General features: G+C 67.7%; 20 protein-coding genes. 7 read left to right on the top strand and 13 right to left on the bottom strand.

Features of this window, described 5'->3' with window-relative positions; translation table 11 throughout:
* Window positions 1-60: 60 nt before the first annotated feature.
* Together rsgA and CFB34_RS19030 are read right to left on the bottom strand one after the other, a co-directional pair.
* On the bottom strand, window positions 61-1,002 hold the full coding sequence (gene rsgA, locus CFB34_RS19035; protein WP_089439514.1) for a ribosome small subunit-dependent GTPase A: 942 nt from the start codon (window positions 1,000-1,002) through the stop codon (window positions 61-63).
* Complete coding sequence (locus CFB34_RS19030) at window positions 999-2,258, bottom strand: M48 family metallopeptidase (protein ID WP_089439515.1); 1,260 nt, start codon at window positions 2,256-2,258, stop codon at window positions 999-1,001. The genes rsgA and CFB34_RS19030 overlap by 4 nt, the downstream gene beginning before the upstream one ends.
* Before the next feature lie 117 nt (window positions 2,259-2,375).
* On the opposite strand from CFB34_RS19030, the gene orn reads away from it, so the two are divergent.
* Complete coding sequence (gene orn / locus CFB34_RS19025) at window positions 2,376-2,996, top strand: oligoribonuclease (RefSeq protein ID WP_046545212.1); 621 nt, start codon at window positions 2,376-2,378, stop codon at window positions 2,994-2,996.
* Between the two features lie 16 nt (window positions 2,997-3,012).
* Here the strand turns inward: orn and mog are convergent, their stop codons facing one another.
* Both mog and yjgA read right to left on the bottom strand, forming a co-directional pair.
* A complete protein-coding gene (mog, locus tag CFB34_RS19020; RefSeq protein ID WP_011351366.1) occupies window positions 3,013-3,633 on the bottom strand; it encodes a molybdopterin adenylyltransferase in 621 nt (206 codons plus the stop codon).
* Complete coding sequence (gene yjgA / locus CFB34_RS19015) at window positions 3,614-4,219, bottom strand: ribosome biogenesis factor YjgA (protein ID WP_272482667.1); 606 nt, start codon at window positions 4,217-4,219, stop codon at window positions 3,614-3,616. The genes mog and yjgA overlap by 20 nt, the downstream gene beginning before the upstream one ends.
* A gap of 127 nt (window positions 4,220-4,346) precedes the next feature.
* Here yjgA and pmbA point away from each other — a divergent pair, with 127 nt between their 5' ends.
* Window positions 4,347-5,717 (top strand): metalloprotease PmbA, encoded by a 1,371-nt coding sequence (gene pmbA, locus CFB34_RS19010; RefSeq protein WP_039370934.1) that lies wholly within the window; start codon window positions 4,347-4,349, stop codon window positions 5,715-5,717.
* 83 nt (window positions 5,718-5,800) lie between these two features.
* Here pmbA and CFB34_RS19005 read toward each other — a convergent pair whose 3' ends face one another.
* From CFB34_RS19005 to CFB34_RS18995, 3 genes are all read right to left on the bottom strand, one after another.
* Window positions 5,801-6,301, bottom strand: coding sequence for a dihydrofolate reductase (locus CFB34_RS19005; RefSeq protein ID WP_089439516.1), 501 nt, complete (start codon window positions 6,299-6,301; stop codon window positions 5,801-5,803).
* Window positions 6,302-6,560: 259 nt separating this feature from the next.
* Window positions 6,561-6,887: a hypothetical protein gene (locus tag CFB34_RS19000; protein WP_089439517.1), complete on the bottom strand. Its 327-nt coding sequence runs from the start codon at window positions 6,885-6,887 to the stop codon at window positions 6,561-6,563.
* Window positions 6,888-7,170: 283 nt separating this feature from the next.
* Complete coding sequence (locus CFB34_RS18995; RefSeq protein ID WP_083417765.1) at window positions 7,171-7,389, bottom strand: hypothetical protein; 219 nt, start codon at window positions 7,387-7,389, stop codon at window positions 7,171-7,173.
* Here CFB34_RS18995 and CFB34_RS18990 point away from each other — a divergent pair, their 5' ends adjacent.
* Window positions 7,390-8,787, top strand: a complete 1,398-nt coding sequence (locus CFB34_RS18990; protein WP_089439518.1) for a sigma-54 dependent transcriptional regulator — start codon at window positions 7,390-7,392, stop codon at window positions 8,785-8,787.
* Between the two features lie 41 nt (window positions 8,788-8,828).
* On the top strand, window positions 8,829-9,800 hold the full coding sequence (locus CFB34_RS18985; protein ID WP_089439519.1) for a thymidylate synthase: 972 nt from the start codon (window positions 8,829-8,831) through the stop codon (window positions 9,798-9,800).
* A gap of 102 nt (window positions 9,801-9,902) precedes the next feature.
* On the opposite strand, the gene CFB34_RS18980 is transcribed toward CFB34_RS18985, so the two are convergent.
* The gene (locus CFB34_RS18980; protein ID WP_089440367.1) at window positions 9,903-12,485 is read right to left on the bottom strand and encodes a DUF6600 domain-containing protein; all 2,583 of its coding nucleotides are present in this window, start codon (window positions 12,483-12,485) and stop codon (window positions 9,903-9,905) included.
* A 162-nt stretch (window positions 12,486-12,647) separates the two neighbouring features.
* On the bottom strand, window positions 12,648-13,355 hold the full coding sequence (locus CFB34_RS18975) for a helix-turn-helix transcriptional regulator (RefSeq protein ID WP_089439520.1): 708 nt from the start codon (window positions 13,353-13,355) through the stop codon (window positions 12,648-12,650).
* 196 nt (window positions 13,356-13,551) lie between these two features.
* Here CFB34_RS18975 and CFB34_RS18970 point away from each other — a divergent pair, with 196 nt between their 5' ends.
* Entirely contained in the window at window positions 13,552-13,692 is a 141-nt protein-coding gene (locus CFB34_RS18970; protein ID WP_179243620.1) for a hypothetical protein, read from the top strand.
* 135 nt (window positions 13,693-13,827) lie between these two features.
* Complete coding sequence (locus CFB34_RS18965) at window positions 13,828-14,340, top strand: acyl-CoA thioesterase (protein WP_039370920.1); 513 nt, start codon at window positions 13,828-13,830, stop codon at window positions 14,338-14,340.
* Between the two features lie 63 nt (window positions 14,341-14,403).
* On the opposite strand, the gene fumC is transcribed toward CFB34_RS18965, so the two are convergent.
* The 3 genes from fumC to CFB34_RS18950 form a co-directional block, all read right to left on the bottom strand.
* Window positions 14,404-15,798: a class II fumarate hydratase gene (fumC, locus tag CFB34_RS18960; RefSeq protein ID WP_047850516.1), complete on the bottom strand. Its 1,395-nt coding sequence runs from the start codon at window positions 15,796-15,798 to the stop codon at window positions 14,404-14,406.
* A gap of 155 nt (window positions 15,799-15,953) precedes the next feature.
* On the bottom strand, window positions 15,954-17,342 hold the full coding sequence (gene norM / locus CFB34_RS18955) for a multidrug efflux MATE transporter NorM (protein WP_089439521.1): 1,389 nt from the start codon (window positions 17,340-17,342) through the stop codon (window positions 15,954-15,956).
* 135 nt (window positions 17,343-17,477) lie between these two features.
* Window positions 17,478-17,696, bottom strand: a complete 219-nt coding sequence (locus tag CFB34_RS18950; RefSeq protein ID WP_006486208.1) for an RNA-binding S4 domain-containing protein — start codon at window positions 17,694-17,696, stop codon at window positions 17,478-17,480.
* A gap of 270 nt (window positions 17,697-17,966) precedes the next feature.
* Here CFB34_RS18950 and CFB34_RS18945 point away from each other — a divergent pair, with 270 nt between their 5' ends.
* On the top strand, window positions 17,967-18,362 hold the full coding sequence (locus CFB34_RS18945) for a hypothetical protein (RefSeq protein ID WP_089439522.1): 396 nt from the start codon (window positions 17,967-17,969) through the stop codon (window positions 18,360-18,362).
* A 123-nt stretch (window positions 18,363-18,485) separates the two neighbouring features.
* Here the strand turns inward: CFB34_RS18945 and CFB34_RS18940 are convergent, their stop codons facing one another.
* On the bottom strand, window positions 18,486-19,271 hold the full coding sequence (locus tag CFB34_RS18940; RefSeq protein ID WP_089439523.1) for a DUF4088 family protein: 786 nt from the start codon (window positions 19,269-19,271) through the stop codon (window positions 18,486-18,488).
* Window positions 19,272-19,425: the final 154 nt, after the last annotated feature.

Genomic DNA, 19,425 nt, shown 5'->3' with positions numbered 1-19,425 from the left:
TCCTGTCGGTGAACGCCGGCCCGCACGGCACCGGCTGGCCGCCGCGCGCGTGCCGCGCGGTCAGCGGACGATCTGGCTCGCCTCGTGCACGAGCTGCGCATACAGCGCATGCCGCGACGGGGCGATGCGGCCGTCGGCGACAGCGTCGAGAATCGCGCAGCCGGGTTCGTGCAGATGATGGCAATTATAGAAACGGCAGTCGGCCAGCAGCGGCCGGAACTCCGGAAAGGCGCGCTCAAGACGGCCTTCCGTCAGGTGGTAGAGGCCGAATTCCTGGAAGCCGGGCGAATCGATCAGCGCGCCGCCGCCTGCCAATGGGTACAGGCGCGTGAACGTCGTCGTGTGACGCCCGCTGTTGAGCGCGGCCGAAATCTCGCGCGTGGCGGCTTCGGCATCCGGAACGAGCAGGTTCACGAGCGTCGACTTGCCCATCCCGGACTGGCCGAGCAGGATCGTCGAATGCCCGGTGAGGTGCGGCATCAGTTGCGCGCGCGCGTCGTCGGGCGAACCCTTCACCGACAGCTCGAGCACGTCGTAGCCCAGGGCGCGGTAGGGCGCGAGACGTTCACGCGCGACCGGCAGCGCGGCTTCGACGTCGATCTTGTTCAGCACGACGAGCGGCTTCAGCTCGTTCGCCTCGGCGGCGATCAGCGCGCGGCCGAGCAGGTCCTCGCTGAAGTAGGGCTCGGTCGCGAGCACGATCAGCAATTGATCGAGGTTGGCCGCGAACAGCTTCGACTTGAACTGGTCGGAGCGGTACAGCAGATTGCGCCGTTCGCCGATCTCGACGATGACGCCCTGGTCGGCCGACGCGAGTTCGTACGCGACACGGTCGCCGACCGCGATCTCGCTCTTCTTGCCGCGCGGGAAGCACTGCAGCATCGGGCCGCCGTCGTCGGGCGCGACGATGTAGTGGCGCCCGTGTGCCGCGATCACGCGGCCTTCGGCACGTTGCGCGCCCGACGCGCGCGGGGCCGGCTTGCGGGAGGTCGGCCGGCTCATGCGTGCTGCATCAGGCGGTCGATCCGCTGCGATGCAGGCGGATGCGAGTAGTAGAAGGCCGTGTAGACGGGGTCGGGCGTCAGCGTCGACGCGTTGTCCTCATAGAGCTTCACGAGCGCGCTGACGAGATCCTGCGCGTCGGTCTGGCTGGCCGCGAATGCGTCGGCCTCGAATTCGTGCTTGCGCGACGTGAGGCTGCCGAACGGCGTCGCGAAGAACAGGAACACGGGAATCGCGAGGAAGAACAGCACGAGCGCGGCGCCCGCGTTGCTCGTGTCGAGCGACGGCGTGACGCCGAGCCCCGTGTAGAACCACGTGCGTTGCGCGAGCCAGCCGAGCAGCGCAAGCAGCACGAGGCTCAGCACGAACGACACGAGCATCCGCTTCATCACGTGGCGGCGCTTGAAGTGGCCGAGTTCGTGCGCGAGCACGGCTTCGATTTCCTGGCCGGACAGGCGCGCGAGCAGCGTGTCGAAGAACACGATCCGCTTCGACGCGCCGAAGCCCGTGAAGTACGCATTGCCGTGCGCGGAGCGGCGGCTGCCGTCCATCACGAACAGCCCCTTCGCCGCAAAGCCGCAGCGCTTCATCAGCGACTCGATGCGCGCGCGCAGCGCGTCGTCCTTCAGCGGTTCGAACTTGTTGAAGATCGGCGCGATGAAGGTCGGGTAGATCAGCAGCACGAGCATCTGGAACGCGACCCAGACGATCCAGGTCCACAGCCACCACAGGCTCCCGGCCTGGTTCATCAGCCACAGCACGACGAACAGCAGCGGCAGGCCGAGCGCGGCGCCGAGCAGCGAGTTTTTCAGCATGTCGGTGAAGAACAGCCGCTTCGTCATCCGGTTGAAGCCGAAGCGCTGTTCGATCCCGAACTGGCGGTAATACTCGAACGGGACGTCGATGACGCTCGTGATCACGAGTACTGCCGCGACGAGCGCGACCTGCTGCCCGTAGCCGCGGCCGAGCCAACCGGTGAGCAGCGTGTCGAGTGCGCCAACGCCGCCGAGCAGCGTCAGGCCGACCAGCACGGCCGCGCTGACGACGATTTCGAGCATCGTCAACCGGGTGCGCTCGACCGTATAGTCGGCCGCGCGCTGGTGGGCGGTCAGCGGGATGGTTGCGCTGAACTGCGCGGGGACGCTGTTGCGGTGCGCCGCAACGAAGCGGATCTGCCGCGACGCGAGCCACAGCTTGGTGACGACCATCGCGAGCACGGCGAGCGCGAACAGCAGGGTGAACGAAAAGGGTGACATCGAAGGCGCCAAAGGGTTCTATGCGAGAATTATATGTTCTTGCGGACCGGCCCCGCTGATGCGATGCCGGCCGCCCGGGCGGCGCCGCGCGCCGTCCGCCATTTTCCAGGATGACTCATGACCGATACCGCCGCTTCCGCCAGCCAGCCCGCGCTCGTGCGCAACGAGTTGAACCTCGTCTGGCTCGACATGGAGATGACGGGCCTCGACCCGGATAACGACCGCATCATCGAGATCGCGGTCGTCGTGACCAATTCCACGCTCGACATCGCCGTCGAAGGCCCCGTGTTCGCGATCCACCAGAGCGACGAAACGCTCGCGAAGATGGACGACTGGAACAAGTCGACGCACGGCCGCTCGGGCCTGATCGACCGCGTGCGCGCGTCGACCGTGACCGAGGCGGAAGCCGCCGAGCAATTGCAGGCCTTCCTCGCGCAGTACGTGTCGCCCGGCAAGTCGCCGATGTGCGGCAACTCGATCTGCCAGGACCGCCGCTTCATGGCGCGCTGGATGCCCGAATTCGAGCGGTTCTTCCACTACCGCAACCTCGACGTCAGCACGCTCAAGGAGTTGTGCCGCCGCTGGCAGCCCGCGATCTACAAGGGCTTCCAGAAGCGGGCGATGCACACGGCGCTCGCGGACATCCACGAGTCGATCGACGAGCTGAAGTACTACCGCGAGCATTTCCTGATTCCGGCCGCGTCCGCTTCGGCAGGCGAGTCCGCGCCGGCCGCCTGAGCGGGCCGGCACGCGCCTAGCGCGGTGCGCGCTGAGCGCTTTTCGGCCGGAACGCCGCGACCACCGCGGCGTCGGTCTCGATGTACGGGCCGCCGATCAGGTCGATGCAGTAGGGCACCGCGGCGAAGATGCCGGGCACGGTCGACTTGCCGTCGGCGTCGCGGAGCCCTTCGAGCGTTTCCCGGATCGACTTCGGCTGGCCGGGCAGGTTGACGATCAGCGCCGCATGGTCGGCCGTCTCGCGGATCACCGCGACCTGCCGCGACAGGATCGCGGTCGGCACGAAATTCAGGCTGATCTGCCGCATCTGTTCGCCGAATCCCGGCATTTCCTTCGTCGCCACGGCCAGCGTGGCCTCGGGCGTCACGTCGCGGCGCGCCGGGCCCGTACCGCCCGTCGTCAGCACGAGGTCGCACCCCGCGACGTCGACGAGTTCGGCGAGCGTGGCGGAGATCGTCGGCGCGTCGTCCTGGATCAGGCGCGTTTCGGCGCGCCACGGCGACACCAGCGCGCCGGCGAGCCACTCCTGCAGCGCCGGAATGCCCTTGTCTTCGTAGACCCCCGTGCTTGCGCGGTCGCTGATCGACACGAGGCCGACGACGAGCTCGTCCGGGTGGTTACGCTTCGTCGTCGTCATGGTCGTCTCCGGCGTCGTCCGCCGCTTCGTCGTCCGCATGGGACGTGCCGCCGGCGGTCTTGATCCACTGGAACAGCTCGCGGAAATAGCGCGGCGGCTTGCCTTGCTGCGCTTCCTTGCGTGCGTTGCGAATCAGCGTGCGGCCTTCCTGGATGTCGGCTTCCGGGTGCTGGCGCAGGAATTCGGTCAGCGCGTCGTCGCTCGCGAGCAACTGTTCGCGGGTGCGTTCGATCCAGTGCAGGCGGGCCGTCGCGGCCTTGTTCACGCCGCGCTGCGCGTCGAGCGCGGTGCGCAGCGCGGCCGTCTCGTCGTCGGTCAGCGAGCGCATCACGCGGCCGACGTACTGGAGCTGGCGGCGCTTGCCTTCGTGATCGGTGATCCGGCGCGCCTCGCGCACGGCGTCGCCGAGGCTTTCGGGCATCGGCATGCGTTTCAGCGCGTCTTTCGGCAGATCGACGAGTGCCTGGCCGAGCACCTGCAGCTCGTGCATCTCGCGCTTCAACTGGGATTTGCTGGGGCGATCGTAGCCATTGTCGTCGTCTTCGGCGGCATGCTCGATCGGCTGGATTCGGGTTTTGCGTGTCATGGACGGCATTGTATCGCGCCGCGGACACCCCAAGCTTGTCGGTGTCCGGCCCCGGACCTTGCTATGATCGCGGGATACGCAACATTTTGAACATGCGGGCGCCCGCCCGCCACCGGATATCAAGACGATGGCAGCCAATCTCGACGTACAAGCGCGCTATTTCCCGCACACGCAGGACCAGCTCAAGGAAATCGCCTCGGACATCCTTCGCCATGCGAAGGCGCTCGGCGCGACCGACGCCGCGACCGAAATCTCCGAGGGCGACGGCCTGTCGGTGTCGGTGCGCCGCGGCGAAGTCGAAACGATCGAGCACAACCGCGACAAGATGGTCGGCGTGACCGTGTTCATCGGCAAGAAGCGCGGCAACGCGAGCACGTCGGATTTCTCGCCGGGCGCGATCAAGGATACCGTCGCCGCCGCGTACAACATCGCGCGCTTCACGGCCGAGGACGAGGCGGCCGGCCTGGCCGAAGCCGAGCTGCTCGAAACCGACCCGCGTGACCTCGACCTCTACCATCCGTGGGCGCTGTCGGCCGACGAGGCCGTCGAGCTTGCCCGCCGCGCGGAAGACGCCGCATTCGCGGTCAGCCCGCAGATCCGCAACTCGGAAGGCGCGAGCGTGTCGGCCCAGCATTCGCAGTTCGTGCTGGCCACGTCGCGCGGCTTCCTGTCCGGCTACCCGTACTCGCGTCATTACATCGCATGCGCGCCGATCGCGGGCAGCGGCCGTCACATGCAGCGCGACGACTGGTATTCGTCGAAGCGCAGCGCGATCGACCTCGCGGCGCCCGAAGCGGTGGGCCGTTACGCGGCCGAGCGTGCGCTTGCCCGGATGGGCGCGCGCCGCCTCGATACCCGCAAGGTGCCCGTACTGTTCGAGGCGCCGCTCGCGGCCGGCCTGCTCGGCGCATTCGTGCAGGCGGTGAGCGGCGGGGCGCTGTACCGCAAGACGTCGTTCCTCGTCGACAGCCTCGGCAAGCCGGTGTTCGCGCCGCACATCCAGGTCGTCGAGGATCCGCACGTGCCGCGCGCGATGGGCAGCGCGCCGTTCGACGAGGAAGGCGTGCGCACGCGTGCACGCAGCGTCGTGAAGGACGGCGTCGTCGAAGGCTACTTCCTGTCGACCTATTCGGCGCGCAAGCTCGGCACGCAGACCACCGGCAACGCGGGCGGCTCGCACAACCTCGCACTGCGCAGCTCGAACACGCAGGCGGGCGACGATTTCGATGCGATGCTGAAGAAGCTCGGCACGGGCCTGTTGCTGACCGAGCTGATGGGGCAGGGCGTGAACTACGTGACGGGTGACTACTCGCGCGGTGCGGCGGGCTTCTGGGTCGAGAACGGCGTGATCCAGTATCCGGTCGAGGAAATCACCGTCGCGAGCACGCTGCAGGAAATGTTCCGGCATATCGTCGCGATCGGTGCCGATTCGATCGTGCGCGGCACGAAGGAAACGGGCTCGGTGCTGATCGAGCAGATGACGATCGCCGGGCAGTAAGCGGCGCGCGGCAGCGGCCGCCATCGAACGAAAAAGCCCGACCGGCGTGAACCGGTCGGGCTTTTTTCATGGGGCGTGACGCGTCAGCCGCGCTTGCGCTCGTAGACGACGAACGCATAGCCGAACGTATTCGGCGCGCCCGCCTGGTGCGCATCGCGCGACACTTCCTGCCACTGCGCGGCGTCGGGCGCCGGGAACGAGGCGTCACCGTCGAAGTCGGCATCGATCTCGGTGACGACCAGCTTGTCGGCGAGTGCGAGCCCTTCGGTGTAGAGCTGCGCGCCGCCGATCAGGAACGCCTCGGGCACGCCGTCGCGTGCGGCGAGCGCCAGCGCATCGGCGAGCGACGTGACCGTGTCGCAGCCGTCGAAGCGTCGCGTCGCGTCGCGCGTGACCACGATATTGCGGCGGCCCGGCAGCGGCCGGCCGATCGACTCGTGGGTCTTGCGGCCCATCACGATCGGCGCACCCATCGTCGTGCGCTTGAAGAACGCGAGATCCTCGGGAAGTTTCCAGGGCAACTGGTTGTCGCGGCCGATGATGCCGTTGCGGGCACGCGCGACGATCAGGGTCAACGTCGTCATGAAGGTCGGGGAAAGGAAAACCGGAATGGCGCCGATTCTACCGGAACGGCGGCACGCGCCGGTTCCGGGTACGCGCATCCGCCTTTCCGCACTGCGCGCCGCGACGCTCGAGGCAAGGCGTCGTGGCGACGGAATGAATAAAAAGAGTGCCCGCCGGGGGACGGAGCACAAGAACCGTTTCATGTTGCAAGCGTGACGATGCCGGCGTCGTCGCGCTCAAATTAATACGTCATCCTGATTAAATGGATCGGCTCGTGCATCACTGATGGGTACTGCCTTGCGTGGTGCCTTCCATCGCGTGCTGCAAATCGCCCGGCTGCGGTGCCGGACGTGGCGTCGGCAATTGAGGCGGTGGCGGGATCTCGTCCCACAGGGTCACCGACGTCCGGCCGGCCGGCAGCGGTTGCGGTGACGACACCGTCACGATGCCGAACCCGTTGCCGTGCTGCATGCTCGGTGCGTTTTCCGCAAGCAGCATGACGCGAGCCGGATTCGTGCCTTCGTCTGCGCGTACGGGGGTGGGCGGGCCGGCGGCCGCGACTGCAATGGCCATCGGCACGAAAGAAAGTAAAGGATGTTTTCGCATGGTCGCTGTCTCCGACGGTTTTCATGTTCAGCGAAATGCATGCCATCGCGCCGGGACCGTTGTCGAGACTGCGATTCGTGCTCAAGCGTTGCGAATTGTCTCGAAAAACCGCTGAAAATGTTTCAGGCGTGAAACGAGGGGGCTCGGGAATACTGCGGATTCAATCGATACGCTTCAAGGATGAAAATCGTCGCAAGTGTTGATGACGGAGCGCATCGCTGCGCCGGGGCTATGTGCAGACGATTGACATGCATCGACTTCCTGAGCGATACGGCCGCATCGCTCACCGCGCTGAAATCGGATTGTCGTATTCAGTGCCTATAACTAAGCTGTCTTGATCAAAATAACTGGACGCGAGATAAGCGCCATCATGCGAGGCTTTGTCGTCGCCACGCATCGGCATGGCGAATCGAGCCGCCTTCGGCTGACCCGATTCGATCCTTTTGGCACGTGACCTGACGTGCACGGCAATCGTTAGACGGTTGATGAACGGGGTGAGCATATGGGCGCCGATCTGCGGCACGTGATCTACTATTCGCGCGAACCGAACGACGCGTTGCGCGGCCATTTCGACGAATGCGGTTGGCGTGTCGATCTCGCGGAGACCGTGCGAGACGTTCGACGCGTCGTGCAGCATGGTGTCGCAACGGCCGGGCTGCTCGATTTTTCGCCGGGCTTCAAGCCTTCCGACCTGCGCGAGCTCGAATCCTGTCTGAGCATTCAGCACATCGGCTGGATCGCGGCGACGCGCCGCGGCCAGTTGCAGGACGCTACGCTGCGCCATCTCATTCGCGACTACTGTTTCGACTACGTGACGATGCCGTACGAGACCGCGCGGATCGTCGAGACCGTCGGCCATGCACACGGGATGATCGCGCTGACCGAAACCGTTGCGCCGCCCGTCGGCGCCGGACGCAGCGAAGGCGAAATGGTCGGGACCTGCGATGCGATGCTCGGGCTCTTCAGGACGATACGCCGCGTCGCGGCGACCGACGCGCCGGTGTTCATCTCCGGCGAATCGGGTACGGGCAAGGAACTGACGGCGGTCGCGATTCATGAACGTTCGTCGCGCGCGCAGGCGCCTTTCATCGCGATCAATTGCGGTGCGATTCCGTCGACGCTGCTGCAGGCCGAACTGTTCGGCTACGAGCGCGGCGCGTTCACCGGCGCGAACCAGCGCAAGATCGGCCGTGTCGAGGCTGCCAACGGCGGCACGCTGTTTCTCGACGAAATCGGCGACTTGCCGCTCGAAAGCCAGGCGAGCCTGCTGCGCTTCCTGCAGGAAGGCAAGATCGAGCGGTTGGGTGCCCATGTGTCGGTGCCCGTCGACGTGCGCGTGATCTGCGCGACGCACGTGGACATGGAAGCGGCGCTGCGCGAAGGGCGGTTCCGCGAGGACCTGTTCCATCGCCTGTGCGTGCTGAAGATCGAGGAGCCGCCGCTGCGCGCGCGCGGCAAGGACATCGAGGTGCTCGCGCGCCACATGCTCGAGCGTTTCAAGGGCGACGCGCATCGTCGCCTGCGCGGCTTTTCCCCTGATGCGGTCGCGTCGCTGTACGGCTATTCGTGGCCGGGTAACGTGCGCGAACTGATCAATCGCGTGCGCCGCGCGATCGTCATGTCGGAAGGCCGGATGATCACCGCGGCCGATCTCGAGCTGAACGAGTTCGCGACGCTCGCGCCCGTGTCGCTGCTGGAGGCGCGCGAGGCGGCCGAACGGCAGGCGATCGAGCAGGCGCTGTTGCGCCATCGCGGCCGCTTCGCGGATGCCGCACGCGAACTCGGCGTGTCGCGCGTCACGCTCTACCGGCTGATGTGCGCACACGGCATGCGCGATCGCGGCGACACGCTGGCAGGGTTTTCGGCGCCGTTGCCGGAGCTTCCTCACCACGCTTGCTAAAATTGGCGGGTACGGCCGCCCTCGCGGCCGAAGGAACCCGCATGAAACAGTATCTCGATCTCGTTCGTACCATTCTCGATACCGGCACCTGGCAGGAGAACCGCACGGGGATCCGCACCATCAGCATGCCGGGCGCGATGCTGCGCTTCGACCTGCAGCAAGGCTTCCCGGCCGTGACGACCAAGAAGCTGGCCTTCAAGTCCGCGATCGGCGAACTGGTCGGCTTCCTGCGCGCGACGCGCAGCGCGGCCGATTTCCGTGCGCTCGGCTGCAAGGTGTGGGATGCGAACGCGAACGAGAACGCGCAATGGCTCGCGAACCCGTATCGCCAGGGCGTCGACGATCTCGGTGACGTGTACGGCGTGCAATGGCGCCAGTGGCCGGGCTACAAGGTGCTCGACGCGGGCGCCGACGCGCAGATTGCCGATGCGACGCGCCGCGGCTTCCGGATCGTCACGCGTTTCGACGAAGACGGCGCGCCGAAGGTGCTGCTGTACAAGGCGATCGACCAGTTGCGCCAGTGCCTGGACACGATCATGGAGAATCCGTCCGACCGCCGCATCCTGTTTCACGCGTGGAATCCGGCCGTGCTCGACCAGATCGCGCTACCCGCGTGCCACCTGCTGTACCAGTTCCTGCCGAATGCGACGAAGCGCGAAATCTCGCTGTGCCTGTACATCCGCAGCAACGACGTCGGCCTCGGGACGCCGTTCAACCTGACGGAAGGGGCGGCGCTGCTGGAACTCGTCGGCCGGCTGACGGGCTACACGCCGCGCTGGTTCACGTACTTCATCGGCGACGCGCATATTTACGAGAACCAGCTCGACATGCTGCAGCGCCAGCTCACGCGCGAGCCTTACGAGAGCCCGCGGCTCGAGATTGCCGAGCGCGTGCCGGAATACGCGAAGACGGGCGTCTACGCGCCCGAGTGGCTGGAACAGATCGAGCCGTCCGATTTCTCGCTCGTCGGCTACCGCCACCATGAGCCGCTGACCGCACCGATGGCGGTCTGATCGAGCAACCTGGGCCGCGCGGTTGCATCTAGCCGCGCCCCGTAGAAGAAAGGCCCGACCGGTTGATCCCGGTCGGGCCTTTTTGTTTCACGTTTGCGGCGCTTACTGGCGATGCCGCTCTTCGTGACCGCCTTGTGGCGGCGGGTTGCTCGGGTGAGGCGCCTCGACGTGCGGCGCCGGTTGCGGCCGCGGTTCCATGTGCGGTGCGGGCATCGACGGCCGCGGTTCCATGCGTGGCGCCGGCTGCGGTCGCGGCTCCATGCGCGGTGCAGGCTGAGGCCGAGGCTCCATGCGCGGCGCCTGCGGTTGCGGGCGCGGCATGTCGTGCACGGCGGGGGCCGGCGGACGGTACTCGTTCACACGGGGCGGTGCGACTTCGCGATGCGGCGCCGCTTGTGTGAATTCGGCGTGCGGTTGCGGCGCGGGTGCGGCCCGTTCCGGTTGCGATTGCCCATGCTGGGCCGGCGACTGGAAATCGGGGCGTGGACGCGGCTGCGGAATCTGCGCGGTGTTGTCGAGCCGCGGTTGCGGCAGGGCGCGTGGTGCTTCGTTCCGGCTGCCGGGCTGCGCGCCCTGCGGCGTCGGCACGCCTTCCGGATGCGGCACTGCCGCGCTTCGCACGGGCGGCAGCGCATTCTGGCCCGCCGCGTGAAGCGCGGTCGGCGGCGCAGGGCGTTGACGCTCCATCGGGGTGTGCGGCTGCATCCATGCGGGTGATGGCGTTTCGGCCGCGTGGGCACTGCCGATGCCCGCCGGAGCGTTGTTCGCGACCGGCGGATGCGGGACGCCGCTACCGGGCCCGAATGCCTGATGTGGCACCGGGTTGCCGGGCGCCTGCGGCATGCCGCCGTTGGCGAAACGCGCTGCGTTGGAGGTTTCGCCGTTCGCCGGCCGGGCGCCATTCGGCATGCCCGGCATCGGTGTGCCCGGACGCCCGGCCTGCACGGCGGCCGGCTGGCCTTCGCGAGGCGCGCGAGCCGGTTGCACGACGGGGCCGTGCGGATTCACCAGCTGTACGTTGTGCATCGCCCATGCGCCGCCGTCCGGCTTGCCCGGAATGCGGACCGGGCGAGCCGTATAGTCGGCCGGCACGTTCGTCTTCACGACAGGTGCGCCGGCACCCGGTACGCGCCCGCCGTGCTGCGCGAGGTGGGCCGCCGCCTGATCGCGATACGCGGCCGGCACGGCGGGATTGCGCGTCGCGACGTACGGGTGCTGGGCAATCGCGGCAGGCGGGCGGTAGCTCGCATTGCGCAGCCCGCCCGTGAAGCTCTGGCGCACCGGTGCAATGCCCGGTGTCCCCGGCGTGACGTGCGCGTTGCGCCATTGTTGCGGATCGACGTGCTGCGAGAAGTGCGCGACCGGCTGGCCGTGCACGAACGCGGAGGCCGGTACGGCCGTGATCGCGTGCGGCGCGCGGAAGTTCACGTACGTCTTGTTGATGTTGGTGATATTGGTGACATTGGTAATGTTCGTCACGTTCACGGTCTTGTTCACGTTGACGTTGTTCACCACGATGTTGCGGTTCACGCGGTCGTAGTAGTGCGGGCTCCAGCCGCCCCAGCCGGGATGCCACGGTTCGCCCGGGCCGAGCGCGAACCACGCGCAGCCGGCCGCGGCGACGCCGCCCACCGTGAGCGCGACACTCCAGTCGGGCCCGCCGCCACCGCCGACGAACGCGACCAGTGCCGGCGCATAGACCGGCGGCTGGCTGACGACCAGCGGGCCCGGCACCCAGGCCCAGCTATCGTCCACGTATGCCCAGCGGCCGTAGTGATACGGAGCGAAACCCCACGGCGCGTCGTCGACCCATGTCCAGCCCCATGGGGCTTGCCAGATCCAGTGGCCGTCGTGATACGGCGCCCAGTCGGCAGGCGTGTCGTTCGGTACCCAGACCTGGCCGTAGTTCGGGGTTTCGCGCCACGTGCCGTTCGCGTCGAGATCCTGGTAGCCGGGGATGTCGCGGGACACATAGCGGGCCGATACCGAGCGCTCCTCGGCCGCGTCGCGGCTGGCGGCCCACTGGTCGAGCGGATCGGGGCCCGGAGCCGCGGATTGCTGCGCGACCTGGAGGTCGGTGCCCGTGAACACGACCTGCTGCCCGGGCGACAGCGGGTACTGGCCGTTGCTGCCGTAGACGGTCGCGCTGCCGCTGCGCACCGTGACCGTCGTGCTCGCACCGTTCGGCGCGACGTCGACGCGATAGTCGCCGGGGCCCGTGATGCCGAGCGCGAGATTAGGCGTGTCGATTTCGTACGATCCGCCTGCCGGCAAATCGCGCACGTGCGTCGATACGGTGCCGAGCCCCACTTTCAGCTGGGTCGTCGTGTCGTCGAGGTTCAGCACCGACAGGCTCGTCGACTCGCCGAGCCGCACCGCGGTCGAGCCGATGTGCAGTTCCGAGCGCGCACCGGCATCGTTCCAGAGCTGGTCGCCGGTCGTCAGCGGCCGGTTCACGGCAGCATACGACCACGTATCGGTGCCGGCCGGTTCGGTCGTCACGGCGCCCGACAGGTAATTGAGCCGCGCGACACGGCTGGGTGGATCGCCGCCCGGTTGCCGTGCCGCGGCCGCATAGGGCGGCGCGCTGGCCGATTGCGCGAATGCGGGGGGCAGTGCCGCAAGCGCGACGAACGCGACCAGCGTGCAGCGGGCGGTTCGCTTGAGCGTGAACAGGGTGGCCATGGTGAGCGTCTTCGTCATTGTCGCGGCGCGTCGATTCGTGCCGCTGAGTTCACAATATCCGTTCGGCCTGTTTCAATGCTCGGTGTTTTGTAAGTCGAATGGCACGCGGTGTAACAAAACCTGTCCATCGCGCGCCGTTGTCGTGCAGACGCAATCCAGGCGTCAAGCGGACGTAAGCCACTCGTCGAAAACCTGCTGTCCGGGCACCGTGACGCGCAGCACGCGCGGCCGTGCGGCGCGCTCGATCCAGCCGTGCGCGCAGAAGCGCTCGAGCAGCGCCGCACCGAGTGCGCCGCCGAGATGCGAGCGCCGTTCGCTCCAGTCGAGGCAGCCGCATGCGAAGCGCCGCCGGCGCGTGCGCTGTTGAGCGACGTCGATGCCCCATTGCGCGAGCGCCTGGGTGCCGAGTTCGGTGGTCTCGATCGCATCGCCGTCGGCAAGCAGCCAGCCGCGCGCGGTGAGCCCGTCGAAGATGCGCACCGCGAGTTCGCCGGCCATGTGGTCGTAGCAGGTGCGCGCATAGCGCAACTCGGCCGGGACCGTGCGGGACGGCGCCGGTACCGGGCGATGCGGCGCGGCTGCGCGAGCGACGTTCGCAAGCGCCTCGAGCGATGCCGCGATGTCGGCCGATGCGATCCGGTAGTAGCGGTGCCGGCCACGCACGTCGAGCGCGAGCAGGCCGCCCTCGGTCAAGCGCGCGAGATGGGCGCTGGCAGCGGACGGCGACAGCCCCGCGATCATTGTCAGCTCGCCTGCCGGTCGCGCGCTGCCGTCCATCAGCACCCACAGCATCGCGGCGCGCCCGGGGTCGGCGATCAGCGAGCCGATGCGGCTCAGGCCCGGAAAGTGGTGGTCGTCTTGGTCGGTCATCGTCGTGTCTCGTCAGGCGGGATGATCTTCAGTGTAGTGGGCGTGCGCATTCGATGTTTCGCTTTTGGCTGAAATGTCGGATGCACTGGCGCAGGCGTCGTCGAGGCGGCGGAACCGGGCCGCGGCCGCTTGCGGCGCGCGCGTAGAATGGTCGAAAGCGGCCGCAGCGGGCGGCCGCACGTGACACGATGCAATGATGAAGACGATTTTCTGTTTGCTGGCGGCCGCGCTCGTCTGCGCGGCCTGTGTGCAAGGCGGTGCGGGCGCGTCCGGCGAGCGCGGCGGCAGCATCGAGATGTACGGAACGATCGATCAGGGCATCACGGTGCGCCGCTGACCGAGGCGGCCGTGCGCGCGCTGGGCATATGCATATCGCCGGAAGCCGCGCCACACGGGGCGCCCCGCGACGCGTTGCCGCAGTGCAACGTATAATGGCCCGATTACAGCGCCCCTGCCGCCTGGAGCCAACAAGATGTCCCAACCGTCCCCCGTACCGGCCGCCCTCGACCGCACCGAAACCGTATTCCGCTTCCTCGCCGAGCCGTCGTCCGTGAACTTCGGCGGCAAGGTGCACGGCGGCGCGCTGATGAAGTGGATCGATGAGGTCGCATATGCATGCGCGGCCGTCTGGTCGAGCCGCTATTGCGTGACGGTCAGCGTCGGCAACATCCGTTTCCAGCGTCCGATCATGGTCGGCAATCTGGTCGAGCTGAAGGCGCGCGTCGTCGCGACGGGCCGCACCAGCATGCACATCCATGTGTCCGTGCATGCCGGCGATCCGAAGGGCGGCATGCTGCGCCAGACGACCGATTGCCTCGTCGTGTTCGTCGCGGTCGACGAGAACGGCAACCCGGTGCCGGTGCCGCCGTTCGTGCCCGAGACCGACGAGCAGAAAGTGCTCGCGAAATATGCGGCCGACGTGCGGGCCGCGCTCGACAAGATCGTCGAGATGAAACCGGAAGAGGTCGCGAAGGGCGCGGTCTGACCGCAGCGGGCGCCGCGCATCGCGCCGCGCCCGTCATCCTGCCTCTTCCTGCCGTTACTGCCGTTACTGCGACCCGATCATCTGCTCGGGACGTACCCACGCATCGAATTCCGCCTCGGTCAGGTAGCCGAGCGCGAGCGCGGCCGCCTTCAGCGTCGTGCCTTCCTTGTGCGCCTTCTTCGCGATCTGCGCCGACTTGTCGTAGCCGATGTGCGGATTGAGCGCCGTCACCAGCATCAGCGATTCGTTCAGCAGCAGGTCGATCCGCGAGCGGTTCGGCTCGATGCCCACCGCGCAATGGTCGTTGAAGCTTTGCGCGCCGTCGGCGAGCAGCCGCACCGACTGCAGCACGTTGTGCGCGATCATCGGCCGGAACACGTTCAGCTCGAAATTGCCGCTTGCGCCACCGACGTTGACCGCGACGTCGTTGCCGAACACCTGACAGCAGAGCATCGTTACGGCTTCGGACTGCGTCGGGTTCACCTTGCCCGGCATGATCGAGCTGCCCGGCTCGTTTTCAGGAATCGACAGTTCGCCGAGCCCGCAGCGCGGCCCGCTCGCGAGCCAGCGGACATCGTTCGCGATCTTCATCAGGCCGGCCGCGACCGTCTTCAGCGCGCCGTGTGCGAACACCAGCGCATCGGCCGCTGCCATCACCTCGAACTTGCTCGGCGCCGTCACGAACGGCAGCTTCGCGAGCCGGCCGATTTCATCGGCGACGCGCACCGCGAACTCCGGATGCGCGTTCAGCCCCGTGCCGACCGCGGTGCCGCCGAGCGCGAGTTCGTACAGGTGCGGCAATGCCGATTCGACGTGACGGATGCCCTGGTCGAGCTGCGCGACGTAACCGGAAAACTCCTGGCCGAGCGTGAGCGGCGTCGCGTCCTGCAGGTGCGTGCGGCCGATCTTCACGATGTCGGCGAACGCCTTCGACTTCGCGTCGAGCGTCGTGCGCAGCGTGCGCAGCGCCGGCAGCAGGTGGTTGACGATCGCGTACGCGGCCGCGACGTGCATCGCGGTCGGGAAGACGTCGTTCGACGACTGGCCGCGGTTCACGTCGTCGTTCGGATGAACCTTGCGCGCTTCGCCGCGCTCGCCGCCCATCAGTTCGCTCGCCCGATTCGCGATCACCTCGTTGAGGTTCATGTTGGTCTGCGTGCCGGAGCCCGTCTGCCATACGGCGAGCGGGAATTCGCGCGGATGCTTGCCGGCGATGATCTCGTCGGCCGCGTCGATGATCGCGCGCGCCTTGTCGTCGGCCAGCACGCCGAGCGACTGGTTCACGGCCGCCGCGGCGCGCTTGACGATCGCGAGCGCGTGGATCAGCTCGGGCGACTGCTTCTCGGTCGAGATCCGGAAATTCTGCAGCGAGCGCTCGGTCTGCGCGCCCCAGAGCCGGTCGGCCGGCACGGCGATCTCGCCGAACGTATCGCGTTCCATCCGAACTGCTTCGTTCATGATCCACTCCTCCAGAAAAGGGGAAAGGCCGCGCGTGGTCGCGCGGCATCAGACGTAATCAGACGTATCGTGAGGCAGTCGCGCCGCTTGCGCGGCGTCTCGGGATCTTCAGCCGACTAGCATAGCGCCGGCCCGGATTTCGCGTCTTGTCGCGTTCAGTGCGGCGACGTCACGAGCGACGCGCTCTTCAGATGGAAGCGCCACGCCATCAGCACGGCCACGCTGGCGAGTCCGGCCGCGAGGCCCCACCAGAGGCCGCGGGCGCCGAGGCCCACGTGGAACGCGAACCAGTAGCCGGTCGGAAAGCCGATGCCCCAGTAGCCGAGGGTGGCCGCGAGCATCGGGATGCGCGTGTCCTTCAGGCCGCGCAGCGCACCCGACCCGACGGTCTGCGCGCCGTCGACGATCTGGAACACCGCGGCGATGCCGAGCAGCGACGCGGCGAGCGACACGGTGGCCGCGTTGGCCGGATCGTCGAGGTCCAGGTACAGGCCGACGATCGCATGCGGCGCGACGATCAGCACGATGCCCGACAGCGTCATGAACGCGACACCGAGGCCGAGTGCGACGAAGCCGGCATGCCGCGCGGCGAGGGGCGCCCCTGCGCCGACCCAGTAACCGACCCGCACGTTGGCGGCCTGGCCGATCGCGAGCGGCACCATGAACGCCACCGACGCGACGTTCAGCGCGATCTGGTGCGCGGCCAGCGACGTCGCGCCGAGCACGCCGACCGTCAGGCCGGTCGCGAGGAACAGTGTCGACTCGACCCCGTACGTGATCGCGACGGGCCAGCCGATGCCGATCAACTCGCCCATCAGCGGCAGCTTCGGGCGGGCGGCGGTGACGAAATGACGGAAGCGCTGCCGGCCGTGCAGCAGCCAGATCAGGGCGAATGCGGTGAGCCAGATCGTGATCGTCGTTGCGACGGCCGAACCGAGGAAGCCGAGGCGCGGCAGCCCGAACGCGCCGTGGATCAGCCCGTAGTTCAGCACGCCGTTCACGCCGACGCCGCCGATCGACACCCACAGCAACCGGCGCGCCGCGCCGATCGCGGGCAGGAACGCGCGCATCAGCCCGACGCCGATCAGGCTGCCGAGCGCGGCGAAGCGCAGGATGCCCGTGTATTCGCCGACATGATGCGCGAGCAGCGGCGGCTCATGGAACATCAGCAGGATCGGTTCCGACAGCGACAGCGCGATGATGGCCGGAATCGCGAGCAGCACGGACAGCGCGAAGCCGGTCCAGTAGATGTGCGGGACGCGCTCGTCGGCCTTGGCGCCGCGCGCATGCGCGACGCTGACGCTGACCGACGACAGCACGCCTTGCAGCACGGTCACGATGACGAAGAAGAAGTTCGCGCCGAGCCCGCCCGCCGCGAGCGAATCGGGGCCGAGCGAGCCGAGCAGCACCGTGTCGGTGACGCTCATCGCCATCTGCGAGAGCTGCGCGATCGCGAGCGGCGCAGCAAGGCGCGCGGTATCGGCGGCATGACTGGACAGGGACGGCGGCGCGGCGGCCGTCCGCGTAAGACCGGAATGCGACATGGAATGGGCGCTCGCGCGGGTGCGGGCCCGCGCTATATGTATTTATTTTGAGAGACGGCTAGCTTACGGCTTTATTCGAACGGTGTCGAACGCGCGCGCCGATGGCCATGTCGCAGGCAGGGGGAACCGTCGGCCCTAGGCTTCGCGCACGGCAATGCGCGTGTCGCCGAGCAGGACGACCTGGCCCGCGCGGATCTTGCAGGTCTTGCGCAGTTCGACCGCGCCGTCGACTTTCACCGCGCCGGACGCGACGATCAGCTTCGCGGTGCCGCCGCTGTCCGCGAGGCCGGTGATCTTGAGGAGGTTGTGCAGCTCGACGTATTCGCCGGTCAGCGTGAAATCCAGATTGGGCATGACGAGGGAGGTGCGCATTGCGCGGGAGGAATCGCCTCGCATGATACGGCACCGCGGGCCGGCGCGCGAGCGCGGCCGGCTGCTGCCCGCAGTTGTTAGGGAGTGTGAGCCATTCGTCAGCAAATGAAACGGTGGGTAACAGTCTGAGAGATTCGAGAACCGGCCGCGCGGGCTGCGGGTCTTTTGTCGTACCTGCTGCGTGTTGCGGCGGGGGACGCAACGGACCGCATCGCTGCGGTTCGGGCGAACAACTTCCTGAGGAGAATTGCCATGTCCAAGATTCGTACGATGCTGATCGGTGCCGCGTTGACGGCGTTCGCCACCTCGGCCGCATTTGCCCAGACGGGTACGGCGGTGCAGGGCGCAGCCGGTGCCGGCGTGCAGGCGCAGACGCCGGCGGCCGGTGCCGGCATGCAGGGCGGTGCGGGCGCGAATGCGTCGGGCAATGCCGCCGGCGGTGCAACCGATGCAGTCGGCGCGGCAGCCGATGGCGCGAAGGAGTCGACGTCGTCGGCCGTCCACTCGGCCAAGAAGCACACGAAGCACGCGGCGAAGTCGGCCAAGAGCCATGTCGGCTCGGCCAAGGCGAAGGCCGGCGAAGCAACCGAAGGCGGTGCGTCGGTCGGCGCGGAAGGCGGCGCATCGGCCCAGGGCGCCACGCAGTAAGCGGTGGCAGGCGCCGCGCGACGCTCGCCCTCGACGGCGCGTCGCGACGGCGGCCGTCCGGCGGCCCGGTTCGCGTTGCGCGGACCGGGCTGCTTTCATGGGTCGATGCGATCGGGCGCGCCGTTACCGCTGCCGTTGGCTTTGTCCTTGGCCCGGCTGACCCGGTGCCGGCCGCACGGCAGCCGGGGTGAATACGCTGCGCAGCCACGCGGCGAGCCGGGCGAAGACGTCGTACGGTTCCTCGACGAAGATCTCCGGCTTCAGCAGCCGCAGGTACTCCATGATCTGCTGCGCTTCCTGCTTCTGGAACGAGCCGTGCGCGAGCCCGAGCCGCAGCAGCCCGCGCAGTTCGCCGAGCTTGTCGCGCGCGGTGCTGCCGACGCTCATCTCGCATGCGAGCTTGGCCTCGTAGACCCGTTGTCGCAGCGATTCCGCGAGCCGCCACGCAGGCGTCTGCATCAATTCCTCGAGCGTCTGGATGTCTTGCGCCGCTCCCTTGATCTGCGAGGCGAGCGGATCGACCAATGACGGATCGGCCTGCGCTTCGGCGACGATCGCTTTTGCCCAGTCGCGGCATGCCTTCGCGAGTTCGTCGGGGGTCCATTCGGAGCGCGATGCGAAGCCGAAGCCGAATTCGCCGGCCTGTCGCATCAGGATCGCGACGACGTCCGGAAATTCCTTGTCGAGCGTGCGTTTTGCCCACGCGTACTGGCCGCCCTGCAGCATCCGCTGCACCGCGTGTTCGGTCAGCGGCACCATGTTGTCGAGCAGCTTGGCGCGCAGGAAATCCTCGAACGACGGCGTCGCGAACTGCGGATCGAGTTTCAGCGATACGCGGACGAACGCGTCGTAGTCCTTGCGCAGCGACTCGAGTGTGTCGTCCTTGAGGGAAAGGGTGATCTGGCCCATGAATCGTCTCGATGGCGGCCCGTGCAAGCCGGCGGCCGGCACGGCGCACCGGGACGGGCGCAGCGTCGACTGACCGGTGCGCGCCGAGGCCGGTGGCGGGTATTCATTCCCTATATCGGCGCGCCGGGCGGAAACTTGAGCGCGCGCGACCGAG

Source organism: Burkholderia sp. HI4860 (genome assembly GCF_002223045.2).
In the GTDB taxonomy this organism is placed as follows: Bacteria; Pseudomonadota; Gammaproteobacteria; order Burkholderiales; family Burkholderiaceae; genus Burkholderia.
Note: the sequence above shows the minus strand (reverse complement) of the source record. Positions and strands in the feature narration are given on the sequence as shown.